Here is a 21,242-nt window from a genome sequence, read left to right on the forward strand (position 1 = left end):
CCGATGTTAGCGGCTCCTGTTTATACTGACTAAGTAGCGTCACTAATAGCTTTGATTAGCCGTGATTATTGGCTTGCTGCGGCAATTTTTCTTTGATGATGGATTCTATCCATTCTGCTTTTGCCGAGTGACGGTTTTTGTTGTGTAAGTAGCCAAGCAGGCGCTTGGTATAGATCTGCCCATCGATTTCCACTTTGATTGAGCGGAGTTGAGGGTAGTTGTGGATTGGAAACAGATTAGAGTGCGGAAGTAGCATATCAGTAGATTCAATCACATCGATTAGGGCTAACAGCATCTCTGAGCGAAACCCCACTTTGGGTGTGTAGCCTTGTTGCTCGAGGATGTGGCTGGCATAGGTGAAGTGATCATTCCAGCCGGGGGAGATAAGTGAAGCCAGTTCGTAACCGACGGAATCTTTAGGTGTGATGAGTGCTTTAGTAATAGGGTGCTCTTGACGTACGATAATGCGCGCTTCTAAATCAAACAGTGGATCGCGAGCGAGCTCTTTGGACAGATGCTCAAGATCGTAATGTACGCCATAGAATACTTCGCCATTACGAATTTTTTCCGCTGTGGTTTGATTCCAGCTGAGTAGCTCCAAATTTAACAATGGCGCTTGCCGCCTAAAAGTGGTGAACAACGCACCAGCAAGGCTTGTCATGACGATAGGAGCTAACGCTATTCGTATTGTCCCAGTAAGTGTCGCAGGATCAAATTCCTCCAGCTGATTGAGCGCCGTTTCTAAACCATCAACAAATGGTGCGATTTTATTCTCAAGATCCAAAGCAAAAGGTGTTGGCTCAAGGCCGCCATGGACTTTGACAAACAGCTCGTCTTCAAACACTATGCGTAGTTTTTGTAGAGCTTGGCTAACAGCAGGCTGTGTGACGTAAAGACGTTCCGCTGCCTTACGTGTATTGCGCTCTTGCAGCAAAATACGGAAGGTTTTTAACAGGTTTAGATCGAGTTGATCAAACAGTTGTGTTGATTCAGTCATAGTTATCCGGCACAAAAGATTGTTCTTCAATAGGCGTTCGCATGTAGCCTTGTTTTTTGATTTCTGGCAAGTCGATCTCTGGGTAGGTGACCTCTTGGTAATCGATTTGGTTGAGTAGATGAGTAATGCAGTTTAATCGTGCGCGTTTTTTGTCATCGGAGGGCACTACCCACCACGGGCACAGTTTCGTATCTGTGTAAGAAAACATGGTGTCTTTGGCCTGTGAGTATTCTGCCCAGCGGTTGCGAGACTCCAAATCCATGGGACTGAATTTCCAACGCTTAATCGGGGTGTTTACTCGCTCTAAAAAACGCTTTTCTTGTTCTTCATCGGATACAGAGAACCAGTACTTGAGAAGAACAATACCGGAGCGAACCAGCATACGTTCAAACTCAGGGCAAGAGCGTAAGAACTCTTGGTACTGCTCATCGCTGCAAAATCCCATGACTTTTTCAACGCCAGCGCGGTTGTACCAGCTGCGATCAAACAGTACGATTTCACCCGCTGCAGGTAAATGAGCCACATAGCGCTGAAAGTACCATTGGGTTTTCTCTTTTTCAGTTGGAGCGGGTAGGGCAGCAATACGACAAACGCGAGGGTTGAGCTTTTCAGTGATGCGCTTGATAACGCCACCTTTTCCTGCAGCGTCGCGACCTTCAAACACCACAACGACTTTAAGCCCTTCTTGTTTCACCCACTCTTGCAGCTTAACCAGCTCGATCTGCAATCGAGCCAGTTCACTTTCATAGAGTTTTTTGTCCATTTTGTTTGTCTTGCCCATAGAAGTCCTTCTCCAATTCTGCTTTCTTTGCTTTTCTTTTATAGAGAGTTTAGCACTTTGGTTACTGCGCGGATTTTGTCGCTATTGGTTACAGGGATCGCGAAATCATCGACATCATCAGCTCCCATTTTGGCTTGCTCAGCGATAAAGTGCATTTTGCTGCTGCGAGAAGATTTGCCTGATAGGTGTACTTCTTGCACTTGGCTGGTGGCAATGATAGCTGCGATGTTATCGGCATTAACTCCGGCACCAGCCATGATTGATATACGGCCATCGGCTTGCTCAACCAGCTTTGCTAACTGGGATGCGCCGTCTAACGCATTGGATGCTAACCCAGAAGTGAGTATTCGCTCACAACCCAGAGCAATCACGTCCTCTAGCGCTTGCTGTGGGTTTTTGCATTGATCAAATGCCCGGTGAAATGTAACACCAAGTTCAAGCTCACGTGCCAGTTTCACTAGGCGAATGGAACGTGGCATGTCGATGTGCCCGTCTTTGTCTAAAAGTCCGAGCACGACCCCTTGCGCGCCATACTTGGCGGCTGTGCGAATGTCTTCTGCCATTATTTCGACATCATCACAGTCATACAAGAAATCGCCCTGGCGAGGTCGAATTATGACGTAGATAGGAATACTCGACGATTGAACGGCTTGTTTGATCAATCCAGCGTTTGGAGTAAGGCCGCCTAAAGCGAGTGACGAACATAACTCAATGCGGGTAGCGCCGCCTGCGATGGCATAAGCGAGTGACTCGATATTGTCGATACAGACTTCAAGTTGGTAGCTCATTTTAATTCTCAATAGAAAGACTGCTATCAATATATCGCTGACCAGGAAATCTGAAAATAAAAAAAGCCCGAGTCGGTGACTCGGGCTTCGTTTTTCGGCTAACTCGTTTCTTCTTCAATGATTGGCGTGCGTTTTCCGCTTTATAGTTGTCCAACCATCAACCCTGGTTTGAGCACAGGGTGAAGGGTCGAATTACTTAGAAAGATCTTCTGCGTGCTCAGATAGGAACGCTGCAACACCTTTTGGAGATGCGTCCATACCTGCTTTGCCTTCTTCCCATTGTGCAGGGCAAACTTCGCCGTGCTTCTGGTGGAAGTTTAGAGCGTCAACCATGCGTAGCATTTCGTCGATGTTACGGCCTAGTGGTAGGTCGTTAACAACTTGGTGACGTACAAGACCGTCTTCGTCGATTAGGAAAGAACCACGGAAAGCAACCCCTGCTTCTGGGTGCTCAACGTCGTACGCTTTGCAGATTTCGTGCTTAACGTCAGCAACTAGTGGGTATTTCACTTGACCGATACCGCCATCTTCGATAGCAGTGTTACGCCATGCGTTGTGAGAGAACTGAGAATCGATAGAAATACCGATAACTTCACAACCTTTAGCTTGGAAATCAGCTAGACGGTTGTCGAATGCAATCAGCTCAGATGGGCAAACGAAAGTGAAGTCTAGTGGGTAGAAGAAAACAACCGCTTTCTTACCTTTAGTGAACTCAGCGAAGTTGAAGTTCTCAACGATGTCACCGTTACCTAGAACAGCTGCTGCAGTAAAGTCTGGGGCTTGACGACCAACTAGTACCATTTTTTTTTGCTCCTAAATAGGGATAATTTCAAACCATTTCGGTTTGGTCCGTGTTTGTACAAGACAAACTATAGTACACATTGTAGTATTGAAAAAAGCGAAAATATTAGATTAATTCCATCGAAAAAAGCGATGAAGCCATACGGTCGATTCCTTTTTTGATATTGGTTAAAAAACAGGCGGTTGAAATGAATAAATGGCCAAGTTTAAAGCAGCTTCATTACCTGGTTACACTTCATGAAACCCGACACTTTAGCGAGGCAGCTGAGCGCTGTTTTGTCAGTCAATCGACCTTGAGTAAGGGAATCCAAAATCTTGAAGAGCTTATCGGTTGCCCTCTTTACGAAAAGAAAGATAAGAAAAGCCCATTAGTCTTTACACAAGCTGGTGAAATGGTGGTGTCTCAGGGCCGTGAGCTGCTGGCTAAAGGTCAGGATCTGATTGAGCTTGGCAACCTTTGCCAAGGTGACGTGATGCAAGGTCAGCTCAAACTGGGCTGCATTCCAACGATCGCTCCTTTCTTGCTGTGTGATTTGGTACAAGAAATCAATGCCCGTTATCCGCAGCTCAACTTACTATTAAGAGAAGATACCACCGCTAATTTGCTGGCGGCGCTGCGCCACGGTGAGTTGGACGTGCTCATTCTTGCGCTGCCAATGGATATCGGTTCGATGGAAAGCTGCATTGTTGGCCACGACCCATTCAAGATGGTAATTAGCCGTAATCAAGCCGACAGTATTCGGGTGCCAATCAAATATGACGACCTACCCGATGAGTCGGTCTTTTTGTTGGAGAACGAGCACTGCCTGACTGAACATGCGGTTTCTGCGTGTAAGCTCACTGAAAAAGAGAAGATCAATCCATTTAGCGCTACGAGTCTACATACTCTAGTGCAAATGGTGGCAAATGGTTTGGGAACCACGTTCATACCACAAATGGCGATTGAGCACGGTTTGCTAGAGAACCAAAACCTCATCGTGATTGAGCCGCCAGGTCAACAGGCTCATCGCGATATTGGTTTGGTATGGCGACCAAGCTCCTCGCGACGAGATTCGTTTTTGCAGCTTGCAGATGTGGTTTCTGAGTTGCTATAGCTCGTTTTCCAAGAAACGACCGAAATTGTACTAGTGAAAGGCACCAGTTTAGGTGCCTTTTTTAGTATTTATTACTGGAGGTTCAAATTATTTTCGGCCAGTGAATCATGGGGATGTTGAATTAGTTTTCAATCATTTCAGTGGCTTGACCATGTGAATTTTACACTGTGACATTTTGAAAAAGTGTTATCAGCCTTGTCAAAGCTAGTCTAGCTAAGTGGAGAGGAGGGCTTGCGACGTTGGCTGATTTATACATTCAGCATGTCACAATGTTCTTTTTGAAATTAATTTACGTAACTTGCAACGAAAGCGGCTTAAAATAGCGCCCTTGATACAGAAAGAGGAAACTATCGAATTCGCAAAAATGCCCACTTTAGAGTTGTAACTCTAAAGTGGGGTGGGGTAATGTAAACAGACGGTTTTGAGGTTTTTAGGCCAATGAAAAAGCAGCGCTTTGTATACTGAGCCATCAAAGAGCTTGCTTGCTCGTTCGCCAGGCTGCTAAAACGGCAGTTCATCACCTGTTGTTTAAAAGCTACAAATGAAAACTGATATTAAACCTGTTTTGAGCACTGCCCTACGTGGTCGAATAAGACCACAGAATGTCGGTAGATTTGAGCGGCGTCAGCCGCTTCTTTTTTCTACGTTTATCCTAACGCTACGCCATACCCTACAGACTGACGCTTTCGCTATCACCTTCGGATTGAATCTCTTCTGGCTCGCTATCTTCTTGCAGCTCTAATAGGTTGATTGCAATTGCGACAAAGTCACTGTCTGTGATAATGCCGACCAGTTGTTTGTTATGTACTACAGGTAAGCAACCGACCTTATGTTTTTGCATATATAGGGCGCTTTCTTTCAAACCCGCTCGTGGTTCTGCGGTCATAATGTTGGTGTACATGACTTCGCTAAGTGGTGTCGACAGAGTATAAGACTGAACGCTGGGTATTTTCTGCAAGATAGATTCTTGCGCCGCGAGAACGTCACGTTGTGAAACAATGCCTAGCAGATGACGTTCGGCATCGACGATGGGAATATGGCGAATATCGAGCGCTTCCATCATGTGTTTAGCGTCGGCTAGTGAGTGAGACCGCAATAGGGTGTGAGGGTTGCGAGTCATCATATCTTGGACCTTAATCATATGGCCTCCAACTCGTGCTGTTTGTGTACTTTAACTATAGAATTTTTCACGGATTAAATCTGAGATTAACATCGGTTTTTGCCGTTCAACTCACAAAATATCCCTATTTACAAAGTGGTTTAAATGGCGCTTGGTAAATCACGGGATAACTGGTCACAAACGTCGGTTCAGCTTGCTATTCCAACGGGTCACTTTATACTATGCGGCTGCGAATTTTTTCGCCGTTTTAGTCGCTTAATAAAGAAGATTGGTGTTATGCAAGTTTCAGATTTTCACTTCGAATTACCTGATGAGCTGATTGCTCGTTACCCAAAGGCAGAGCGCAGCTCAAGCCGACTGCTTCAATTGACCGGTAACACGGGTGAAGTTGTAGATGGAAACTTCACGGATATCGTCAGCCAAGTGCAGCCTGGTGACCTTCTTGTGTTCAACAACACACGCGTTATTCCGGCACGTATGTTCGGTCGCAAAGCCTCTGGCGGTAAGCTAGAAGTACTGGTAGAGCGTATGCTTGATGACAAGCGCGTTCTTGCGCATGTACGTTGTTCAAAATCACCAAAACCAGGTACTGAACTATTTTTGGGTGAAAACGACGAATACCAAGCGATTATGACGGCACGTCACGATGCATTGTTTGAAATTGAAATGCAGTCTGACAAGACAGTGCTTGAGATCCTAAATGATGTTGGCCACATGCCATTGCCGCCTTACATCGATCGCCCGGATGAAGATACAGATAAAGAGCGCTACCAAACGGTTTATAACGAAAAGCCAGGCGCGGTTGCCGCTCCAACGGCAGGTCTTCACTTTGATGACAGTGTTCTCGAGCAGATTAAAGCGAAAGGTGCCAACTTTGCGTATGTGACGCTTCACGTTGGTGCTGGTACATTCCAGCCAGTTCGCGTTGAAAATATCCATGACCACCACATGCATGCAGAGTACGTGGAAGTACCTCAAGACGTGGTGGATGCGATTGCAGAGACCAAAGCGAACGGCGGCCGTATCATTGCAGTGGGTACCACCTCAGTACGTTCACTTGAGAGTGCAGCACAAGATGCATTGGAAAATGGTACCGAGCTGGTGCCTTTCTTTGGTGATACCGAGATTTTCATCTTCCCAGGCTATGAGTATCAGCTGGTGGATTGTCTCGTGACCAACTTCCATCTACCAGAATCAACGCTGATCATGCTGGTGAGTGCGTTTGCAGGCTATAACAATGTCATGAATGCCTACCAACATGCGGTAGAGCAAAAATATCGCTTCTTTAGCTACGGTGATGCGATGTTCATTACCAAGAAGACGGCGTAATTAACGCCTGTAGCGAGCGACAGTTTTTATTTCACTCAAGGACTCAGTGGAATACGGTAGGGAACACCAAAACCTTTCGCCGAACGAGTTATGTTGGGCGGGCGGATCTAAGTGCGGCAAGCTACGCTTGTTAGTGCGTTTTAAGATTGAGTCAGACTGTGTCTCTGGCAATTTGGAGGCTTCGTGAAATTACAATACGAACTTAAGAAAAAAGATGGCCATGCTCGTCGTGGTCAGTTGACGTTTGAACGCGGTACAGTACAAACCCCAGCATTTATGCCAGTGGGTACGTACGGTACAGTTAAAGGTATGACACCTGAAGAAGTCCGCGGCACAGGTGCCGAAATTCTTCTTGGTAATACTTTCCACCTATGGCTTCGCCCAGGTCAAGAAATCATGAAGCTGCATGGTGACTTGCACGACTTCATGAACTGGCATGGTCCTATCCTGACTGATTCAGGTGGCTTCCAGGTATTCAGTCTTGGTGATATCCGTAAGATCACAGAAGAGGGTGTGCATTTCCGTAACCCTGTAAACGGTGACCGTATTTTCATGGATGCAGAAAAATCGATGGAAATCCAAAAAGATCTTGGCTCTGATGTGGTGATGATCTTTGACGAGTGTACACCATACCCAGCGACTCACGCAGAAGCGAAGAAGTCGATGGAAATGTCACTACGTTGGGCACAGCGTTCTCGTGATCACTTCGACAAGCTAGAAAACGAAAACTCGCTGTTTGGCATCGTTCAGGGTAGCGTATACGAAGACTTGCGTGATGTATCGGTAAAAGGCCTGACTGACATCGGCTTCGATGGCTATGCAGTTGGTGGCCTTGCTGTTGGTGAGCCAAAAGAAGAAATGCATCGCGTTCTTGAGTTTACAACACCTAAGCTGCCCGAAGACAAACCACGCTATCTAATGGGTGTAGGTAAACCTGAAGACTTAGTTGAAGGTGTTCGCCGTGGTATCGACATGTTCGACTGTGTAATGCCAACGCGTAACGCACGTAACGGCCACTTATTCGTGACTGGCGGTGTGATTAAGATTCGTAACGCGACAAACAAAACAGACATAGGTCCGCTAGACGAGAACTGTGATTGCTACACCTGTCAGAATTACTCGAAAGCGTATCTACATCACCTAGATCGCTGTAACGAAATCTTGGGTGCACGTTTAAACACCATTCACAACCTGCGTCATTATCAAATGCTGATGGAAAGTATCCGTAAGGCGATTGATGAAGACCGTTTTGAGCAGTTTGTGGAAGAGTTTTACGCACGTCGCAACCGCGAAGTGCCACCACTAGATATGAAGGTCGACGCTCAATAGTTGGCTAAATAGTCGGCTATCCCTGCAATAGGTAACAAATCCTAGCTCTGGGTCACACTTTTTGTGCCTCTAAGCGAATAAGAAACATTGAGTTACCGTTTGCTTCTTGAAAAGATAGGGGGATAGCCCAATTTTGGATATGTATTTACATTAAAGAGGATGTTCTCCGATGAGTTTGATCTCTGCAGCTCACGCAGCTGAAGCAGCACCACAAGGTGGCGGTTTCGAAATGCTAATCATGCTAGGCATGTTCGCGGTAATTTTTTACTTCATGATTTACCGCCCACAAGCGAAGCGTGCAAAAGAGCACAAAAACCTAATGGCTTCTATGGGTAAGGGCGATGAAGTCCTAACTAACGGCGGTCTAATTGGTAAAATCACAAAAATCGCTGAAGACAACGACTACATTGCTATCGCACTAAACGACAACAATGAAGTAGTTATCAAGAAAGACTTCATTACTGCAGTGCTACCAAAAGGTACGCTGAAGTCTCTATAAAACAGCTATAGGATCTCGCTGTGCTAAATCGTTACCCTTTGTGGAAGTACCTGATGGTGATATTCGCCATTGCGGCAGCGGCGTTATACGCACTTCCCAATCTATACGGTGAAGATCCGGCTATTCAAATTACAGGGGCGCGTGGCGCCTCTGTTGATATGTCGACGCTGGATACTGTCACTAAAGCTCTTGATGAAGAGCAACTCTCTCATAAGTCCATTGCACTAGAAAATGGCTCCATTCTTGTTCGTTTTACTGACACTGATACTCAAATTAGTGCTCGTGATATCATCAGTGAAGCGCTAGGCAAAGATTCAATCGTTGCTCTTAACCTTGCCCCAGCTACTCCTGATTGGCTTGAGTCTATTGGCGCTGCGCCAATGAAACTCGGTCTTGACCTTCGTGGTGGTGTTCACTTCTTGATGGAAGTCGACATGGATGCAGCGATGGAAAAGCTGGTAGGTCAGCAAGAAGAAGGCTTCAGAAGCGATCTTCGTGAAGAGCGTATTCGTTATCGTTCTATCAGACCTGCAGGCAAAGATGGCGTAGAAGTATTACTTCGTGATGCTGAACAGCTTGCCGAAGCGAAGACGGTTCTTGAGTCAAAGTATCCAGATATGGACTTCTCAGATTCTGATTCAAACGGTCGCTTTGCTCTTGTCGCTAAATTCAAAGAAACTCGCCTTCAAGAAATTCGTAACTACGCCGTAGAGCAGAACATCACTATTCTACGTAATCGTGTAAACGAACTAGGTGTGGCAGAGCCATTAGTTCAGCGTCAAGGTGCGAGTCGCATCGTGGTTGAGCTACCGGGTGTTCAAGACACTGCGCGCGCGAAAGAAATTTTGGGTGCAACTGCAACACTAGAATTCCGTGAAGTTGACAGCTCGGCTGACTTAGCTGCGGCAGCAAGTGGTCGTGCGCCAGCGGGTAGCGAGATTAAGCTGGATCGTGACGGTCGTCCGGTTGTGCTTAAGAAGCGCGTTATCCTAGGCGGTGCGAGCATTACAGATGCAAGCTCTAGCGCAGACGAATACGGTCGCCCACAAGTTAACATCTCACTAGATAGTGAAGGTGGTAACAAGATGGCTGCGTTCTCTCGTCAGAACATCGGTAAGCTGATGGCAACTGTTTTCGCTGAATATAAAGACAGCGGCAAACGCACGCCAGAAGGCAAAGTTATCCTTGATAAGCATGAAGAAGTGATCAACCAAGCGACAATTCAGTCGGCACTTGGTCGTAACTTCCGTATCACGGGTATCGATTCTGCTGCTGAAGCGCATAACCTAGCACTACTGCTTCGTGCTGGTGCGTTGATCGCGCCTATTTCTATCGTTGAAGAGCGTACTATTGGTCCATCAATGGGTCAGCAAAACATCGATATGGGTATTAAAGCGTGTATCACAGGTATGATTGCCGTGATGCTATTTACGCTGGTTTACTACCGTCGATTTGGTCTGTTTGCCAACATGGCATTGATGGCGAACATCGTTCTTATCGTTGGTGTGATGTCGATGATTCCAGGTGCGACGATGACGCTGCCAGGTATCGCAGGTATCGTACTGACAGTCGGTATGGCGGTGGATGCGAACGTTCTGATCTTTGAGCGAATACGTGAAGAGCTTAAAGAGGGCCGTAATCCTCAACAAGCGATTCACCAAGGCTATGCTAACGCATTCAGTACCATCGCCGATGCGAATATCACCACCTTGATTACAGCGATCATTCTATTTGCTGTGGGTACAGGTGCGATCAAAGGCTTCGCGGTAACACTGTCTATCGGTATTCTTACTTCTATGTTTACAGCCATCATAGGTACACGTTGTCTCGTGAACCTGGTTTATGGCGGTAAACGTATCAACAAATTGTCGATCTAAGGGTTAGTTATGTTTCAGATAATGAAAGCAGACAAAACGATCGACTTTATGCGTTGGTCAAAAGTTGCGTTCGTTCTATCCATTGTGATGATCGGTGCGGCTATTTTTACACTGTCGACGAAGTGGCTTAACTGGGGTCTAGACTTTACTGGCGGTACACTTATCGAGGTAGGCTTTGAACAGCCAGCAAACCTTGAGGAAGTTCGTTCAGCATTAGATGCGAAAGGCTTTGGCGATGCCACGGTACAGAACTTCGGTTCTGCTCGTGATGTTATGGTTCGTCTGCGTCCTCGTGATGACATGCAAGCAGAAGCGCTGGGTAATCAGATCCTAGATGCTATTCGCGTGGGCACGGGTGAAGACGTTGAAATGCGTCGTATCGAGTTCGTTGGTCCAAACGTAGGTGATGAGCTTACAGAAGCGGGCGGTCTTGCGATCCTTGTGTCGCTCATCTGTATCTTGATCTACGTATCAGTGCGATTTGAATGGCGTTTGGCGGCGGGTGCGGTACTCGCACTAGCACACGACGTTATCATCACGCTAGGCATTTTCTCGCTTATGCAGATTGAAGTTGATTTGACGATTGTCGCAGCACTTCTGACGGTTGTCGGTTACTCACTCAACGATACCATTGTTGTGTTTGACCGTATCCGTGAAAACTTCCGCAAAATGCGTAAAGGTGAGCCAGCTGACATTATGAATAGTTCAATCACGCAAACGCTAAGCCGTACCTTGATTACGTCTGGTACTACCTTGTTTGTAGTTATCGCGCTGTTTACTCAAGGTGGTGCGATGATTCACGGCTTTGCGACTGCATTGCTGTTGGGTATCACGGTTGGTACTTACTCTTCTATCTACGTGGCATCTGCGCTAGCTCTGAAACTGGGTATCCAGAAAGAGCACCTAATGCCGCCACAGATTGAAAAAGAAGGCGCTGAATTTGATGAGGTGCCATAAGGCAGATTGTTGGATTTGACAATATTGATAAAGCCACTCGAAAGAGTGGCTTTTTTTGTCAGCGATAGTGAGCCTACAGATTGAATATCACATTACCCTAGGTACAAAACAAAAAAATCCCGACCAGAGGTCGGGATTTCGAATTCAGCTGTGACGGGCTGTACTTTCTTTATCAGAACTATTTAAGCTGTAAAGAATTACTTAAGGATAGCTTCGTTACCGTTTTCACGGATATGTTTTAGCATCGCTTTTACGCCGCGTGCGCTTGAAGCAACAACGTTACCAGACTTCATGTACTCTGTACCGCCAGAGAAGTCAGTCACGATAGCACCAGCTTCACGAGCAATCAGTTCGCCTGCTGCCATGTCCCATGGTTTTAGACCAAGCTCGAAGTAACCGTCTAGACGACCTGCTGCAACGTAACATAGGTCTAGAGCTGCAGAACCAGCACGACGGAAGTCAGAGCACTCGTTGAACATAGAAGACATGATCTTGAAGTAGCTTTCAGAGTGTTGCTTCTGTTTGAATGGGAAGCCAGTACCGATAACAGTACCTTTGATATCTTTAAGCTGAGTTACACGAATACGTGCATTGTTAAGCTGAGCGCCAGCACCGCGTTGTGCAGTGAAAAGCTCGTTAACCATTGGGTCGTAAACACACGCTACTTCTGTTTTACCTTTGATGCGAACTGCAATAGATACAGCAAAAGCAGGAATGCCTCGAACGAAATTATTAGTGCCATCCAGTGGGTCGATGATCCATTGTACGTCACTATCTTTACCTTCAATGAGTCCACCCTCTTCAGCAATGATGCTGTGATCTGGGTATGAAGCTTGGATAGTGCTGATGATGATTGCTTCGGCGTCTTTGTCTACGTTAGTAACGAAGTCATTAGTGCCTTTCTGTACTGACTCAATCTTGTCAGTGTTTTCTAGTGATTTAGCAATATGGTTGCCCGCTTTACGCGCTGCGCGTATAGCGATGTTTAGCATTGGATGCATACGAATTTTCCCAACGGATGTTAAAGAACAAAAAGCGGCGCGAAGTATACCAAAGATTTGGCAAAAGGGAAGTGGTTATTTTTTGTGCTGTTGATTTTATGAATAGAAAGATCCTGACTACTTCAGTCAAGATTATGTTACCATTCTGCGATTGTGTAAAATGAGTGCAACGTGACAATGCTAGACAACGTAAAAATCGTCCTGGTGGGGACTTCTCATTCTGGAAATATCGGTTCGGCAGCTCGAGCGATGAAGGTGATGGGACTGAGCCAGATGGTGCTGGTGGACCCTCAATGTGAGGTCGATTCACAAGCGGTTGCGTTGGCTGCGGGTGCGAGTGATATAGCATTAGGTGCAAAAATCGTTTCGACTTTAGAAGAAGCGGTGGAAGATTGTGGTCTTGTTGTTGGTTCTAGTGCACGCTCGCGCACTTTAGATTGGCCAATGATTGAGCCAAGAGAGTGTGGTAAGAAATTTGCGGTCGAAGGAGAAAAGCATTCGGTGGCTTTGGTATTTGGGCGCGAACGCACCGGATTAACCAATGACGAGCTGCAGCTGTGTCATTACCATACGTGTATTCCTGCGAACCCAGAGTACAGCTCGCTCAATCTTGCTATGGCGGTGCAAACACTGAGCTATGAAGTTAGAGTTGCGCATTTAGAGCGAGAAGCTCAGCAGTACTCAGAGCCAAGTGAAATCGATTATCCACGTCATAAAGAACTGGAATTGTTCTACCAACACCTTGAAAAAGTCATCACTGATACCCAGTTTATCTCGAAGGAGAAGCCGGGGCTTGTCATGAATAAGTTGCGAAGAATGTTTAGTCGAGCACGTCCTGAAACTACGGAAATCAATACATTGCGCGGCATTTTGACCTCCGTTGAAAAAACGATAGGGGTTAAAAAATAACCACTTCTTTTGTTGGGTTAAATACCTGAGTATTTTAGTCAATTAAATACTTGACTAAAATACTCAGGTATGGAAATATTTATGCCACATAATCAATGTGGATAGTGTGATATGAGACTTACATCCAAAGGAAGATATGCAGTAACGGCGATGCTTGATGTCGCACTGCACTCACAGCAAAGCCCAGTACCTCTAGCGGACATCTCAGAACGTCAAGGTATCTCTTTGTCTTACCTAGAACAGTTGTTCTCCAAACTTCGCAAAGCGGGCTTGGTGGCGAGTGTTCGTGGTCCAGGTGGTGGTTACCGCTTAGGTGCAGAAGCCAACGAGATTTCAATCGGTACTGTCATCGCTGCAGTTGATGAGTCCGTTGATGCAACAAAATGCGCTGGCAAAGGAGATTGCCAAGGTGGTACACGTTGCCTCACACATACACTTTGGAGAGATTTAAGCTCTCGCATCAGTGACTTCCTAAACAACATCACTCTTGGTGAGCTGATGGTAGATAACGAAGTATTAGAAATTTCAGACCGACAAGACGTAGATCTCGCGGTAAATCATGGGTTCTCAAGAAAAAGTACAAGCACCGCACCCATCGGAATCAATGTTCGCTCGTAGTAGTGTCGCTTATACATTGGAGTAAAGAATGAAACTGCCTATTTATCTAGACTACTCTGCCACTTGCCCTGTCGATCCAAGGGTTGCAGAAAAAATGGTTCAATACATGACAATGGACGGTACCTTTGGTAACCCAGCGTCACGTTCTCACCGTTTTGGTTGGCAAGCAGAAGAAGCAGTAGATAACGCTCGTGAACAGATCGCTGATCTGTTGAACGCAGACCCTCGCGAAGTCGTATTTACGTCTGGCGCTACTGAGTCTGACAACCTTGCTATTAAAGGTGCTGCGCACTTCTACAGCAAGAAAGGTAAGCACATCATCACGGTTAAAACTGAGCACAAAGCGGTTCTTGACCCATGCCGTCAGCTTGAGCGTGAAGGCTTCGAAGTGACCTACCTCGAGCCAGAATCAAACGGTATTGTTGACCTAGCTAAGCTAGAAGCGGCAATGCGTGAAGACACAGTACTTGTGTCAATCATGCACGTAAACAACGAAATCGGTGTTGTACAAGACATTACTGCTATCGGCGAGCTTTGCCGTAGTAAGAAAATCGTATTCCACGTAGACGCAGCGCAATCTGCAGGAAAGCTGCCTATCGACGTTCAAGAAATGAAAGTCGACTTGATTTCACTGTCTGCTCACAAAGTATACGGCCCTAAAGGTATTGGTGCGCTTTACGTACGTCGTAAGCCACGCATTCGTCTAGAAGCGCAAATGCACGGTGGTGGTCATGAGCGTGGTTTCCGCTCGGGCACACTACCTACTCACCAAATCGTGGGTATGGGTGAAGCCTTTGCTGTAGCTAAGCAAGACATGCAGAAAGACTACGACCACGCAAAAACATTGCGTGACCGTCTACTTAACGGCGTTAAAGATCTTGAAGCCGTGACAGTCAATGGTGACCTTGAGCAGCGGGTTCCGCACAACCTAAACGTAAGCTTTGCGTTCGTTGAAGGTGAGTCGCTACTGATGTCGCTTAAAGACTTGGCCGTATCTTCTGGTTCTGCATGTACTTCAGCAAGTCTAGAGCCTTCTTATGTACTGCGTGCACTAGGCCTAAATGATGAGCTAGCACACAGCTCGGTACGTTTCTCATTTGGTCGATTCACCACTGAAGAAGACATCGACTTTGCGATTGAGCAGATCAGAACAGCAGTAAACAAATTACGTGACATGTCTCCTCTATGGGATATGTATAAAGAAGGGATTGACCTAGACACGGTTGAGTGGGCACACCACTAATCTCACGGAAGTAGAGGATTCGAGGAAGTTATTATGGCGTATAGTGAAAAAGTAATTGACCACTATGAGAACCCACGCAACGTAGGTTCATTTGATAAGAATGATCCGGCTGTGGGCAGTGGTATGGTTGGCGCACCAGCTTGTGGTGACGTAATGAAACTGCAGATCAAGGTGACACCAGAAGGTATCATTGAAGATGCTAAGTTTAAGACCTACGGCTGTGGTTCAGCGATCGCATCAAGCTCACTAGTTACAGAGTGGGTGAAAGGCAAGTCTATTGACGAAGCCGCAGCGATCAAGAACTCTGAAATTGCAGAAGAGCTAGAGTTGCCACCAGTGAAAGTTCACTGCTCAATTCTTGCTGAAGATGCAATCAAAGCAGCGGTTGCTGACTACAAGAAGAAGCACGACTAAACTGCTTGGATAACCAAGCCCTTTAGCTTTATTAAGACACAGTATCATCAAGAGAAACGAACAAAGGTTGTAGTATGGCCATCTCAATGACAGACGCAGCAGCGAGCCGAGTTAAGACATTTTTAGATAATCGCGGCAAAGGTATTGGATTACGCCTAGGTGTAAAGACCACGGGTTGTTCTGGTATGGCTTACGTTCTTGAGTTCGTTGATGATCTGGATGAAGGTGATTCAGTGTTTGAGCACTCAGGTGTGAAAGTGATCATCGACGCTAAGAGCTTGGTTTATCTCGATGGCACAGAGCTCGATTATGTAAAAGAAGGCTTGAACGAAGGTTTTGAGTTCAACAACCCGAATGCGAAAGGCGAGTGTGGTTGTGGTGAAAGCTTTAATGTTTAACCTTTGACGAGCTTGGCTGTGATATCGGCCAAGCTCATTAATTGCGAGTCAATGCTATGAACCATTTCGAATTATTTGGGCTACCTGTTCAGTTTCAGTTGGACGGTAGCCTTCTTTCTTCTCAGTTCCGAGAACTGCAAAAACGCTTTCACCCAGACAACTTTGCCACTGCCTCTGAGCGCGACCGCTTACTTGCAGTGCAAAAGGCAGCGCAAATTAATGATGCCTACGAAGTGCTTAAAAAGCCTATCTCTCGCGCCGAATACCTATTGGCCGAAAATGGTGTCGATATTCGTGCTGAGCAGCAAACATTGCAAGATCCACTGTTCTTAATGGAACAGATGGAACTTCGAGAAGAATTGGAAGATCTCGCGTCTTCAAGTGACCCTGAATTAGAACTTTTTGACTTTGAAGCCAAGGTCAGCAAAATGTTCAAGGTACAGCTATCAGAGTTAGAAGGTCAGCTTTCCAAAGGCGAATGGCCAGTCGCTGCTGATAGCGTTAGAAAACTAAAATTTATCGCCAAGTTGCAAAGTGAAATAGAACAGCTAGAAGATAAGCTGCTTGGTTAATGGAAGCTCCCAAGGATATTTGAATGGCATTACTTCAAATCGCAGAGCCGGGTCAAAGCTCCGCGCCACACGAACATAAACTGGCGGCGGGCATCGACCTAGGTACGACCAACTCCCTTGTCGCGACAGTAAGAAGTGGTGAAGCCGCGACATTACCAGATGCCAACGGCAATAAGATCCTCCCATCAGCGGTTCGCTATGCGGATGACAGTATCACAGTCGGTATTGACGCTCGTGACAACGCAGCACTCGATCCTGTTAACACCATCATTTCTGTGAAACGCCTACTCGGCCGCTCACTTACAGACGTTCAGGCTCGTTACCCGTCAATGCCATATTCGCTAACAGAAAGTGATAATGGTCTACCTGTTCTGCAAACCGCAGGCGGCGCCAAGAACCCGATTCAAGTTTCTTCTGACATTCTTAAAACGCTTGGTAAGCGTGCAGAAGAGTCCCTTGGTGGCGAGCTGGCTGGTGTGGTGATTACCGTTCCGGCGTATTTCGATGATGCACAGCGTCAAGGCACCAAAGATGCGGCCAACCTAGCGGGTATGCATGTATTGCGTCTTCTTAACGAACCGACTGCAGCAGCCATTGCTTATGGTCTAGATAGTGGTCAAGAAGGCGTGATTGCGGTTTACGATTTAGGTGGTGGTACCTTCGATATCTCTATCCTGCGTTTATCTCGCGGTGTATTTGAAGTGCTAGCAACTGGCGGTGATTCAGCGCTGGGTGGTGATGATTTTGACCATCTCGTTGCCGACTACTTACAGCAACAAGCAGGCAAATCAGAGCTTAACGCTCATGAGCAACGTGAACTGCTCGATGCAGCCACACAAGCAAAAATCGACCTGAGCCAAAATGATGTTGCGGCTGTCAACGTTCTCGGCTGGCAGGGTGAACTGACGAAAGCTCAGTTTGAAGACCTCATTCGTCCGCTTGTGAAAAAGACACTGCTTTCATGCCGCCGTGCATTGAAAGATGCTGAAGTCGATGCAGAAGACGTTCTAGAAGCTGTCATGGTTGGCGGTTCAACTCGCACTCCATTGGTTCGTGACATGGTTGGCGACTTCTTTGGTAAAACACCGCTGACAAATATCAACCCAGATGAAGTAGTAGCGATTGGTGCAGCGATTCAAGCGGACATTCTTGCAGGTAATAAACCTGACTCAGAGATGTTGCTGTTGGATGTTCTTCCTCTGTCTTTGGGTATTGAAACTATGGGTGGTTTGGTCGAGAAGATTGTTCCACGCAACACTACAATTCCAGTGGCACGCGCTCAAGAATTTACCACATTCAAAGACGGCCAAACGGCGATGTCCGTGCACGTAGTGCAAGGTGAACGTGAGATGGTGGACGACTGCCGCTCACTGGCTCGTTTCTCACTAAAAGGCATTCCTCCAATGGCAGCGGGTGCTGCGCACATTCGCGTGACGTACCAAGTTGATGCGGACGGTCTGCTGTCTGTTACCGCGATGGAAAAGAGCACGGGTGTTCAGTCGGAAATTCAGGTGAAGCCATCTTACGGGCTCAGCGATGACGAAGTCACCAACATGCTCAAAGACTCGATGACCTACGCTAAAGACGATATGTTAGCGCGTGCTCTAGCCGAGCAACGCGTAGAGGCTGACCGTGTTATCGAAGGCCTTATCGCTGCGATGCAAGCGGACGGCGATGTACTTCTAAACGAAGAAGAAAAACAGGCATTGGTTAAAGCGATTGAAGCTCTGATTGAACTTCGCAATGGCGATGACGCCGATGCTATTGAACAAGGTATTAAAGACACTGACAAGGCGAGCCAAGAGTTTGCATCACGTCGAATGGACAAATCCATCCGTGAAGCATTGGCGGGTCAATCAGTTGATAACATTTAGATCGAGGACTAAGTAGTCATGCCAAAAATTGTTGTTCTGCCCCATGAAGATCTCTGCCCAGAAGGTGCAGTATTAGAGGCAAATGAAGGCGAAACTGTATTAGACGTAGCGCTAAAGAACGGTATTGGAATTGAGCACGCTTGTGAAAAGTCGTGTGCATGTACCACTTGTCACGTCATCATCCGTGAAGGCTTTGATTCACTAGAAGAGAGTGAAGAACTTGAAGACGATATGCTGGATAAAGCATGGGGTCTAGAGCCTGAATCGCGTTTGGGCTGCCAAGCGATCGTTGCGGATGAAGATCTTGTGGTAGAAATCCCGAAATACACACTAAACCACGCATCTGAAGATCACTAATTAACTGGAGGATTCATGAGCTTAAAATGGACTGATTCTCGTGATATCGCTATCGAGCTGTGCGATCAATTTCCAGAAACTGACCCGAAAACGGTCCGTTTCACTGACCTGCATAAATGGATTACAGACTTAGAAGATTTTGACGATGATGCCAATCGCTCCAACGAAAAAATCCTCGAAGCTGTGATTTTGTGCTGGATGGACGAGTACGATTAAACAGACACACTAGTTAGTTATATAAAAACGGGCCTTTGGCCCGTTTTTTTGTCGCACCATGTTACATTGTTATTAATTCCCATGGTGCAGTCATTGGTATTGTCTCTACATAGTGATAACATCATTTTATATACAGAATGCGACACAGCAGCTGAACTGCAATAGGCAAGCTGCAATAATTAGATTTAAGACAAGGAGAGACCATGTCTAGCACAATGTCGGTATTTATTAGCCAAGAAGCGGCAGCGCCACAATGGGGCGAAAAGGCTATCATTTCTTTCTCAGAGCAAGGTGCGACGATCCACATCGGTGAAGGTCACGATCTTGGCGCGATTCAACGCGCAGCTCGCAAGTTAGACTCACAAGGCATTTCAAACGCCACACTTGCAGGCGAAGGCTGGGATTTAGAGTCTTCTTGGGCATTCTACCAAGGTTACCGCAACTCAAAGAAAAGCACTCAAGTCGAGCTTGCTGAACTAAACGAGCTAGATAAGAAAGAGTTAGACGCGCGCATCAAAGCGTCTGACTGGACGCGTGACATCATCAATAAAAGTGCAGAAGAAGTAGCGCCACGTCAACTAGCAACAATGGCAGCAGAATTCGTTAAGTCAGCGGCTCCAGAGCACGTGACTTACCGCATCGTTAAAGACAAAGATCTACTTACCGAAGGTTGGGAAGGCATTTTCGCTGTTGGTCGTGGCTCTGAGCGCACCTCTGCGATGCTGCAACTGGACTACAACCCAACTGGTGATGAAAACGCGCCGGTATTTGCTTGTTTAGTGGGTAAGGGCATTACCTTTGATTCAGGTGGTTACAGCCTAAAACCGTCGAACTTTATGACGGCAATGAAAGCGGATATGGGCGGTGCGGGTACCATTACTGGTGGTCTAGGTCTTGCTATCATGCGTGGCCTAAACAAGCGTGTAAAACTGATCCTATGTTGTGCTGAAAATATGGTATCGGGTCGTGCGCTTAAGTTAGGTGATGTGATTACCTATAAAAATGGTAAGACAGTAGAAATCATGAATACCGACGCGGAAGGTCGCTTAGTGCTGGCGGATGGTCTTATCTACGCAAGTGAACAAAATCCAGAGCTTATCATCGACTGTGCGACGCTTACAGGCGCAGCTAAAAACGCGCTTGGCAATGATTACCACGCCATTATGTCATTTGATGACGAGTTAACGCATCAAGCACTGACCAATGCGAACCAAGAGAAAGAAGGCCTATGGCCACTTCCATTAGCGGACTTCCACCGCGGTATGTTGCCATCAAACTTTGCTGATTTATCCAACATCAGCAGTGGTGACTACTCTCCAGGTGCAAGCACGGCTGCGGCATTCTTGTCTTACTTTGTGGAAGACTATAAGAAAGGTTGGTTACACTTCGATTGCGCTGGTACTTACCGTAAGTCTGGAAACGACAAATGGTCTGCAGGCGCGACGGGTATGGGTGTGCGCACGCTCGCTCGTTTGCTAACGGAGCAGGCTGACAAGTAATTCAAGCAACTTATTACTAATAAAAGAACAACACGAAAGAAAAGGAACACTAATGGCCCTAGAAAGAACATTCTCTATCGTTAAACCGGATGCAGTTAAGCGTAATTTGATTGGTGAGATCTATCACCGTATCGAAAAAGCAGGTCTGTCTATCATCGCAGCTAAGATGGTTCATCTTACCGATGAGCAAGCAAAAGGCTTTTACGCTGAGCATGAAGGTAAACCGTTTTTCGATGATCTTCGTGCATTCATGACCTCTGGCCCAATCATGGTTCAAGTGCTGGAAGGTGAAGATGCGATTTGTCGCTACCGTGAGCTAATGGGCAAAACAAACCCAGAAGAAGCAGCTTGTGGCACTATCCGCGCAGACTATGCGCTAAGCATGCGCCATAACTCTGTACACGGTTCAGATAGCCCAGAGTCAGCAGCACGTGAGATTGAGTTTTTCTTTCCACAGTCAGAGATTTGTCCTCGTTAATTGAGTGTCAAAGATAACCAAAAGGAGGCATAGCCTCCTTTTTTGTTTGCCCAGCGAAGCTGGCAAACCCGTCAGGTTGAAAGAAACCTGA

Annotated in this window: 23 protein-coding genes; 17 read left to right on the forward strand and 6 right to left on the reverse strand. The window is 46.4% G+C overall.

Annotated features, from left to right (window positions below; all coding sequences use genetic code 11):
- Positions 1-55: 55 nt before the first annotated feature.
- From ACJB0T_RS20255 to ACJB0T_RS20270, 4 genes are all read right to left on the reverse strand, one after another.
- Entirely contained in the window at positions 56-997 is a 942-nt protein-coding gene (locus tag ACJB0T_RS20255; RefSeq protein WP_479288819.1) for a LysR family transcriptional regulator, read from the reverse strand.
- On the reverse strand, positions 990-1,778 hold the full coding sequence (ppk2, locus tag ACJB0T_RS20260; protein WP_479288820.1) for a polyphosphate kinase 2: 789 nt from the start codon (positions 1,776-1,778) through the stop codon (positions 990-992). Before ppk2 ends, ACJB0T_RS20255 begins: the two co-directional genes overlap by 8 nt.
- Positions 1,779-1,816: 38 nt before the next feature.
- Complete coding sequence (locus tag ACJB0T_RS20265) at positions 1,817-2,566, reverse strand: copper homeostasis protein CutC (RefSeq protein WP_479288821.1); 750 nt, start codon at positions 2,564-2,566, stop codon at positions 1,817-1,819.
- A 192-nt stretch (positions 2,567-2,758) separates the two neighbouring features.
- Entirely contained in the window at positions 2,759-3,367 is a 609-nt protein-coding gene (locus ACJB0T_RS20270) for a peroxiredoxin (protein WP_042476179.1), read from the reverse strand.
- 188 nt (positions 3,368-3,555) lie between these two features.
- Here ACJB0T_RS20270 and ACJB0T_RS20275 point away from each other — a divergent pair, with 188 nt between their 5' ends.
- A complete protein-coding gene (locus ACJB0T_RS20275; protein WP_042500709.1) occupies positions 3,556-4,461 on the forward strand; it encodes a hydrogen peroxide-inducible genes activator in 906 nt (301 codons plus the stop codon).
- 670 nt (positions 4,462-5,131) lie between these two features.
- Here ACJB0T_RS20275 and ACJB0T_RS20280 read toward each other — a convergent pair.
- Positions 5,132-5,602, reverse strand: coding sequence for a CBS domain-containing protein (locus ACJB0T_RS20280; protein WP_479288822.1), 471 nt, complete (start codon positions 5,600-5,602; stop codon positions 5,132-5,134).
- Positions 5,603-5,857: 255 nt separating this feature from the next.
- On the opposite strand from ACJB0T_RS20280, the gene queA reads away from it, so the two are divergent.
- From queA to secF, 5 genes are all read left to right on the forward strand, one after another.
- Entirely contained in the window at positions 5,858-6,910 is a 1,053-nt protein-coding gene (gene queA, locus ACJB0T_RS20285; protein ID WP_479292195.1) for a tRNA preQ1(34) S-adenosylmethionine ribosyltransferase-isomerase QueA, read from the forward strand.
- A 183-nt stretch (positions 6,911-7,093) separates the two neighbouring features.
- Positions 7,094-8,239 carry a tRNA guanosine(34) transglycosylase Tgt gene (gene tgt / locus ACJB0T_RS20290; RefSeq protein ID WP_479288823.1) on the forward strand — a complete coding sequence of 382 codons (1,146 nt, stop codon included), beginning with the start codon at positions 7,094-7,096 and terminating at the stop codon, positions 8,237-8,239.
- Positions 8,240-8,408: 169 nt separating this feature from the next.
- On the forward strand, positions 8,409-8,738 hold the full coding sequence (gene yajC / locus ACJB0T_RS20295) for a preprotein translocase subunit YajC (protein WP_353497925.1): 330 nt from the start codon (positions 8,409-8,411) through the stop codon (positions 8,736-8,738).
- 20 nt (positions 8,739-8,758) lie between these two features.
- The gene (gene secD, locus ACJB0T_RS20300; protein ID WP_479288824.1) at positions 8,759-10,615 is read left to right on the forward strand and encodes a protein translocase subunit SecD; all 1,857 of its coding nucleotides are present in this window, start codon (positions 8,759-8,761) and stop codon (positions 10,613-10,615) included.
- Between the two features lie 9 nt (positions 10,616-10,624).
- Complete coding sequence (gene secF / locus ACJB0T_RS20305; RefSeq protein ID WP_479288825.1) at positions 10,625-11,572, forward strand: protein translocase subunit SecF; 948 nt, start codon at positions 10,625-10,627, stop codon at positions 11,570-11,572.
- Positions 11,573-11,769: 197 nt separating this feature from the next.
- On the opposite strand, the gene suhB is transcribed toward secF, so the two are convergent.
- Positions 11,770-12,573 carry an inositol-1-monophosphatase gene (suhB, locus tag ACJB0T_RS20310; protein ID WP_479288826.1) on the reverse strand — a complete coding sequence of 268 codons (804 nt, stop codon included), beginning with the start codon at positions 12,571-12,573 and terminating at the stop codon, positions 11,770-11,772.
- A gap of 177 nt (positions 12,574-12,750) precedes the next feature.
- Here suhB and trmJ point away from each other — a divergent pair, with 177 nt between their 5' ends.
- The 11 genes from trmJ (at position 12,751) to ndk (ending at position 21,151) form a co-directional block, all read left to right on the forward strand.
- A complete protein-coding gene (trmJ, locus tag ACJB0T_RS20315) occupies positions 12,751-13,482 on the forward strand; it encodes a tRNA (cytosine(32)/uridine(32)-2'-O)-methyltransferase TrmJ (protein WP_479292196.1) in 732 nt (243 codons plus the stop codon).
- A gap of 111 nt (positions 13,483-13,593) precedes the next feature.
- A complete protein-coding gene (gene iscR, locus ACJB0T_RS20320) occupies positions 13,594-14,100 on the forward strand; it encodes a Fe-S cluster assembly transcriptional regulator IscR (protein ID WP_042476234.1) in 507 nt (168 codons plus the stop codon).
- Between the two features lie 28 nt (positions 14,101-14,128).
- Positions 14,129-15,343, forward strand: coding sequence for an IscS subfamily cysteine desulfurase (locus ACJB0T_RS20325; RefSeq protein ID WP_479288827.1), 1,215 nt, complete (start codon positions 14,129-14,131; stop codon positions 15,341-15,343).
- 33 nt (positions 15,344-15,376) lie between these two features.
- Positions 15,377-15,757, forward strand: a complete 381-nt coding sequence (gene iscU, locus ACJB0T_RS20330; RefSeq protein WP_042500728.1) for a Fe-S cluster assembly scaffold IscU — start codon at positions 15,377-15,379, stop codon at positions 15,755-15,757.
- Positions 15,758-15,831: 74 nt separating this feature from the next.
- Positions 15,832-16,155, forward strand: coding sequence for an iron-sulfur cluster assembly protein IscA (iscA, locus tag ACJB0T_RS20335; RefSeq protein ID WP_042476242.1), 324 nt, complete (start codon positions 15,832-15,834; stop codon positions 16,153-16,155).
- Between the two features lie 56 nt (positions 16,156-16,211).
- Positions 16,212-16,727, forward strand: a complete 516-nt coding sequence (hscB, locus tag ACJB0T_RS20340) for a co-chaperone HscB (RefSeq protein WP_479288828.1) — start codon at positions 16,212-16,214, stop codon at positions 16,725-16,727.
- A 23-nt stretch (positions 16,728-16,750) separates the two neighbouring features.
- On the forward strand, positions 16,751-18,601 hold the full coding sequence (gene hscA, locus ACJB0T_RS20345; protein ID WP_479288829.1) for a Fe-S protein assembly chaperone HscA: 1,851 nt from the start codon (positions 16,751-16,753) through the stop codon (positions 18,599-18,601).
- Between the two features lie 18 nt (positions 18,602-18,619).
- Positions 18,620-18,958 (forward strand): ISC system 2Fe-2S type ferredoxin, encoded by a 339-nt coding sequence (gene fdx, locus ACJB0T_RS20350; protein ID WP_198558218.1) that lies wholly within the window; start codon positions 18,620-18,622, stop codon positions 18,956-18,958.
- Positions 18,959-18,973: 15 nt separating this feature from the next.
- Positions 18,974-19,174, forward strand: coding sequence for a Fe-S cluster assembly protein IscX (iscX, locus tag ACJB0T_RS20355; protein ID WP_479288830.1), 201 nt, complete (start codon positions 18,974-18,976; stop codon positions 19,172-19,174).
- Between the two features lie 203 nt (positions 19,175-19,377).
- Entirely contained in the window at positions 19,378-20,673 is a 1,296-nt protein-coding gene (pepB, locus tag ACJB0T_RS20360) for an aminopeptidase PepB (protein ID WP_479288831.1), read from the forward strand.
- A 52-nt stretch (positions 20,674-20,725) separates the two neighbouring features.
- Positions 20,726-21,151 (forward strand): nucleoside-diphosphate kinase, encoded by a 426-nt coding sequence (gene ndk / locus ACJB0T_RS20365; protein WP_042476257.1) that lies wholly within the window; start codon positions 20,726-20,728, stop codon positions 21,149-21,151.
- Positions 21,152-21,242 lie beyond the last annotated feature (91 nt).

Source organism: Vibrio sp. CB1-5 (assembly GCF_059412285.1).